The sequence below is a fragment of the Streptomyces sp. NPDC057137 genome (assembly GCF_042670825.1).
In the GTDB taxonomy this organism is placed as follows: Bacteria; Actinomycetota; Actinomycetes; order Streptomycetales; family Streptomycetaceae; genus Streptomyces.
On record NZ_JBHUUW010000136.1, the window covers coordinates 1 to 5,294 of the forward strand.

The following is a 5,294-nucleotide window of genomic DNA, read 5'->3' on the forward strand; positions in this document are numbered from 1 at the left end:
GGCCGGGGGTGACCCGGCCGGCGGACCCGAAGCCTTCACCTGCCTTTCAGGCATTTCGGGGGGTTGGGAAAGCTCTACCGCTGGATTAGGTGGTGGAGCCGATCAGCAGGTAGTCGTACATACCGAGGTACGCCTGGGTCACGGTGACGTTGGTCGCCGAGTCCGGGCGGTACAGCAGGTTCTTGCGGTAGATCAGCGGCACGACGGAGGCGTTCTCCATGACGAGCTTGTCGACCCCGCCCCACGCCTTGGTGCGGGCGGCGGCGTCGGTCTGCGCGATACCGTCCGACAGCGCCTTGTTGATCGTCGGGTCGTCCAGCTCCATCAGGTTGTTGCCGCCCGAGGGCTTGATGGCGGAGCCGTTGACGATCTGGTCGAGGAAGCCGAAGCCGGTCGGCCAGTCGGCGCCCCACGCCATCATCATCATGCCGAGGTCGTGCTCCTTGACGTAGCTCGGAACACCGGCGAAGTTACCGAAGTACTTGCCCGACGGGTACTGCTTGATCTCCGCCTCGATGCCGACCTTCTTCAGCGAGGCCTGGATGGCGGTCGCCATCTGCACCTCGTCGGGACGGTCGGAGCGGGCCGTCAGGTTGGTCTTGAAGCCGTTCGGCTGACCGCAGTCCGCGAGGGCGGCCTTGGCCTTCGCGACGTCGCCCTTGTTGCCCTCGGTCTGGTACAGATCGAACTTCTCGTACCCGTTGACCGTCGGCGGGAGCAGCGTGCTCGCCACGTCGCCCTTGGTGTCGCCACCGAGCGCGGCCTGGACGGACGCCTTGTCGACCGCGTACTGCACGGCCTTGCGGCAGTCCGCGTTGTCGAAGGGCTTCACCTTCGTCGACAGCGCGAGGTACGAGGTGGCGCCGGCGTACGAGTTGTCCGTCTTCGCCTTCTCGCTCTGCTTGGTGAGGACCTTGGGCTGGGTCTTCGTCTGAAGGCCGGTGCCCGCGGCGTCCACCGTGATGTTGTCGCTCATCAGGTGCTGGTCGACCGTGGTCGGGTTGACCTTGAACTTGATGGTGATCTTGTCGGCGAGCGCCGGGCGGATCGGGTCGGTGGCCTTGTCCCAGTGCGGGTTGCGCACGAGGGTCGCGCTGCGGCCCTCGTTGTACGACTCGAACTTGTACGGGCCCGACGACGCGATCGCCTTGACGTACTCGGCGCCCTTGTCCTTCGCCGCCGGCACGGGGGCCGTCTGCGAGAAGGTCGCCAGGTAGTCGAAGTCGGCGAACGGCTTGTTGAGCTTGAAGATGATGGTCTGGTCGTCCGGGGTCTCGATGGACTTCAGACCCTCGGCGGACTTGTCCTTGTACGGGCCCTTGTACTTGTCGCCGCCCTCAAGGTAGGCCTTGAAGTAGGTGGGACCGTGCGAGAGGGCCTCCGGCGCGAAGTTGCTGCGCTCGATGGCGTACTTGACGTCCTTGGACGTGACCGGGCTGCCGTCGTCGAACTTGACGCCCTTGCGCAGCTTGTACGTCCAGGTCTTGGCGTCCGCGCTCGGCTCGCCCAGCGACTCGGCGAGGTCGGGGACGACCTCCAGGCCTTCCTCGCCGGCGGCCGGCTTGAAGGTGGTGAGCGTACGGCCGTACAGCCGGGAGAAGTTCTGCACCCAGCCGTAGTAGGTGTTGCCCGGGTCGAGGGAGTCCGGCACGTCCGAGTGCTCGAAGGTGACGGTGCCCCCCTTCTTGTCGGACTTGTTGACGACCGAGGTCAGTCCGGCGTCGATGCCGGCGCCGCCGCCCTTGCTGTCGTTGTCCTTGCTGTCCGAGCCGCCGCACGCCGACGCGCTGAGCGCCAGCACGATGGCTGTCGCCAGGACAGCTGTCGCTTTCTTGGTCTTCATCCTGAGGAAAGCCCCTCTATCAATGGATACGGCACGGAGCTCAAGGTCGGCCGCTGTGGATGGTGCTGAGTGTTACGTGGGTGCTGCGTGGGGTTGGTGCGTGGGTGGTTACTTGCTGCGGGGGTCGAGTGCGTCACGCAGCCCGTCACCCAACAGGTTGAAGGCCAGCACGGTGATGAAGATCGCCATGCCGGGCACGAACATGTAGTGCAGATCGACCTCGTACAGGTCCACCGCGGTGGTGAGCATGCCGCCCCATGAGGCCTGTGGCGGGGCGATGCCCACTCCGAGGAAGCTCAGACCGGCCTCGAAGAGGATGTTGGTGGGGATCAGGAGCGTCGAGTAGACGAGGATCGGCGCCACGAGGTTCGGCAGCAGTTCCCGGAAGAGGATGAAGGGCCCTCGGGCCCCCAGACTTCGGGACGCGTCGACGAACTCGCGCCGGCGCAGGCTCATGGTCTGCGCGCGCACGATCCGGCCCATGTAGGGCCAGTTGAAGAAGCCGATCACGAAGATCAGCACCGCGATCCGCAGCGGTAGTCCGCTGAGTCCGAAGGCGCCGTCCTGGAGGGCGGCGGAGATCGAGATCGCGAAGAGCAGCAGCGGGAAGGCGAGGAAGGTGTCCATCAGCCGGCTGACGACGGCGTCGACCCAGCCTCCGTAGTAGCCGGCGATGACGCCGAGGAGGGTGCCGATCGCCACGGAGAGCAGGGTGGCTCCGGCGGCGACGAGGAGCGAGACCCAGGAGCCCTCGATGATGCGGGCGAGAAGGTCACGGCCGAGGCCGGGCTCCACACCGAGCGGGTGGTCCCAGCTCATGCCGCCCCAGGCGCCCTTGGGGGCGAGGAGCTCCGGGTCCACCAGGTCCTGGTTCAGCGCGTTCGGGTCGAGGTCGAAGATGGCCTGGATGGGCTTGGCCAGTATCGCGAGGAGGACCAGGAGGATGACAACGATGCCGCCGGCCACGGCGGCCTTGTCGCGCTTGAAGCGCGTCCAGGCTATTCGGCCGAGCGAACGACCCTCGATCTGGCTCTGCTTGGCGCCCGTGAGCACTGCCTCCGGCTGCACTTCGGCAGCCGACTTGGTGGTCTCGATCGGTGCGGTCACAACGTCTTCGACCCCTCCTGGCCGGCGGTCGCCGGCCCCATACCCGCCGTTGTAACGGCCTGTCTCGCATCAGTTGGCGCACACGTCGGTGCTGGTGTCGCGGAAGCGTCCCGTCGAGGGCTTCCCGTGGAGCGATGCCGGACTGCTCGCACAGAGGACCGACGGTCCCCGCTGCCGGGAGTCTTCATGGCCGTAGTGATCACCCGCCAGTGGTCAAGGGGAATGTTTGCTCAAACGTGATGGAGTCAGACACCTACCGTTATCCGGACGTTGTGATCGCCTGAGCGGAACGGCGGGCCGTTTTCGCTACGTTTCGGTACGGCTCGCGCCGTCCGGAGAATGTACGGCGCGGCTGACTGTACTGGTCGGTACGGGTCAGGGCGCCGCCGGGTGGTCAGTAGGCGCGCGGGGCGGCCGGCGGGTAGCCGTAACCGGACGCGGCCTGGGGTGCCCCGTGGGCCTCCCGGTCGTAGAACGGCCGCGAGTTGGCCCGCAGCCACATCGTTACCGGGTCGTACTCGTCGGACATCGCGACGGTGGAGACCGGCAGCCCCTCGGGGACCGCGCCGATGGACTGCTGCATCATCGCGCGTACGGCGTCCACGGACGCCGGGCTCGTGTCGTACAGATCCAGGCCGATGGTGAGATACGGCGCGCCGAGCGCGGGGTGCACCCAGGCGCGGCGCAACGACCGTACGGCGGGCGTGCGGTGGGCGTTCTGCGTGAGCAGCGCGTAGAACTGCGGGATCTCGACGGCCGGTTCGGACAGCCGCAGCGGTCCCGCCGGCATCCGGTCGAGGCCGGTGGCGATCCGGCGCAGGTCGAGCCACGGGATGCCGACGCCGCCGCCGGGCGCGTGCGGGTTCAGCCAGATCCCCCAGCGTTCGGGGTAGAGGGCGCGGGCGACGTCGCGGCCGGTGACGACCTCGTGCGCACGGTTCCAGCCACTGACGGACAGCTCCTGGGCGGAGGTGACGCAGGGCGCGTAGCCGAGGCCGTCGACCTCCATGTTCCCGTACTGCGCGTCGGGCGAGCCCGCGCGGCCGTGCCAGAGCAGCATCCACACCTGGCCCGCGGAGCTGTCGGCGAGTGCCTGGAGCAGCGCCTCGTAGGCGTCGTAGCGTCCTGGCGTCACCTGGCGCAGCATGTGCTCGACCTGCCCCGTCGCCGCGGTGCCTGACGCGCTCACTCTTGGTCCCGCCCCTCGTCGATCCATTGTTTGGACCGGCCTCCCCCGCTTCGGGCCCGTGCCGGCCAGGCCATCAAACCAGCTTAGACCGGCGGGTCATGGCCGGTTCCGGGGCCGGTGGCGACGGCGTGTTACGCCGGCGGAACGGCCGTCCGCTGGTAGAAGGGCCGCACCCGCTCCAGCATCCAGGTGCCGACCGGGTCCTGAGTGGCGTCCAGCAGGACGAGATTGACCGGCCAGCCGACGTGGGCGCGGCCGAGCGCCCTGCCCAGCGCGTCCATGGGGGCGTTGCGTTCGGCGGCCTCCCAGGAGGAGAGCTGCACACCGACGAAGAGCACCGGGGCCTCGCCCTCAATGCTGGCGAGTCCGCGGCGGGCGGTGAGGATGACGCCGGACGCCTCGAACTCCTCGGCCGCCGCGGTCAGGAAGTCGACGGGGTCCTCCTGCCAGTCCGGCTCGAAGAGCCGCACCCGCCCGCCGCTCGCGGGGCCGTCCAGCGGTGTACGGCCCACCCGGCACAACTCCGCGACGGCGGGCGGCGGCAGCGGCGCGCCGACCATGCCGCCGGGGTTCACGGCGATACCGAGCTGCGGGGGCAGGCCGCGGGCGAACTCGCGGGCCGGGGCGACGGTGAAGGGCATATGGGCCCCGACGCACTGGAGGAACTGCTGCTCGGAGCTGAAGACGGGAACGTACGGCGCGCCCTCGATCTCCATGGTGGGCAGATCGAGCGCGGGGCTGTCGGGTCCGCCGCCGTTGGGCAGCGGCACCCAGAGCTGACTGCGCCCGAGCACCTCGACGAGCCGCCCACCGGCGGCCGCGTTCCCGAGCGAGGCGGCGAGCACCTCTTCCAACTCGTTGCCCGGCCATGCTGTGTTCACGTAACTCTCCCGTGTCGCCCGTGCGTGCGGCCCACCCCGCGTGCCGCGGAAACCCTAACGCCGCGGGGGCGTGGCCGCGCGACGCCGACGGCGGATCCACGCTCCGTCCGCCCACCGGCGGCGCGGGGCGCCTAGGGCCTGTCTTCAAAGTAGCGCCGTCCGCCCGTAGGGCGGGGCCTGCGGCGTCTGGTGCGGTGCATCGCAAGGCGGAGGATCATGCTCGTACTGGGCGTACTCGCATGACTCCGACAACGCAGGGGGCACCCCCGTGGCC

4 protein-coding genes are annotated in these 5,294 nt (G+C 68.9%); all 4 read right to left on the reverse strand.

Going from position 1 to position 5,294, the window contains the following annotated elements; translation table 11 throughout:
- Positions 1-85: 85 nt before the first annotated feature.
- Complete coding sequence (locus ACFT9I_RS40080; protein ID WP_382572820.1) at positions 86-1,843, reverse strand: ABC transporter substrate-binding protein; 1,758 nt, start codon at positions 1,841-1,843, stop codon at positions 86-88.
- Positions 1,844-1,951: 108 nt separating this feature from the next.
- Positions 1,952-2,950, reverse strand: a complete 999-nt coding sequence (locus ACFT9I_RS40085; protein WP_382572823.1) for an ABC transporter permease — start codon at positions 2,948-2,950, stop codon at positions 1,952-1,954.
- A gap of 394 nt (positions 2,951-3,344) precedes the next feature.
- A complete protein-coding gene (locus ACFT9I_RS40090; RefSeq protein WP_382572825.1) occupies positions 3,345-4,139 on the reverse strand; it encodes an enhanced serine sensitivity protein SseB C-terminal domain-containing protein in 795 nt (264 codons plus the stop codon).
- Positions 4,140-4,270: 131 nt separating this feature from the next.
- Positions 4,271-5,020: an enhanced serine sensitivity protein SseB gene (locus tag ACFT9I_RS40095; RefSeq protein WP_382572828.1), complete on the reverse strand. Its 750-nt coding sequence runs from the start codon at positions 5,018-5,020 to the stop codon at positions 4,271-4,273.
- Positions 5,021-5,294 lie beyond the last annotated feature (274 nt).

Coding starts and splice junctions, on each gene's coding strand:
- ACFT9I_RS40080 (WP_382572820.1), bottom strand. CDS start 1,843: ATGAAGACCAAGAAAGCGACAGCTGTCCTGGCGACAGCCATCGTGCTG.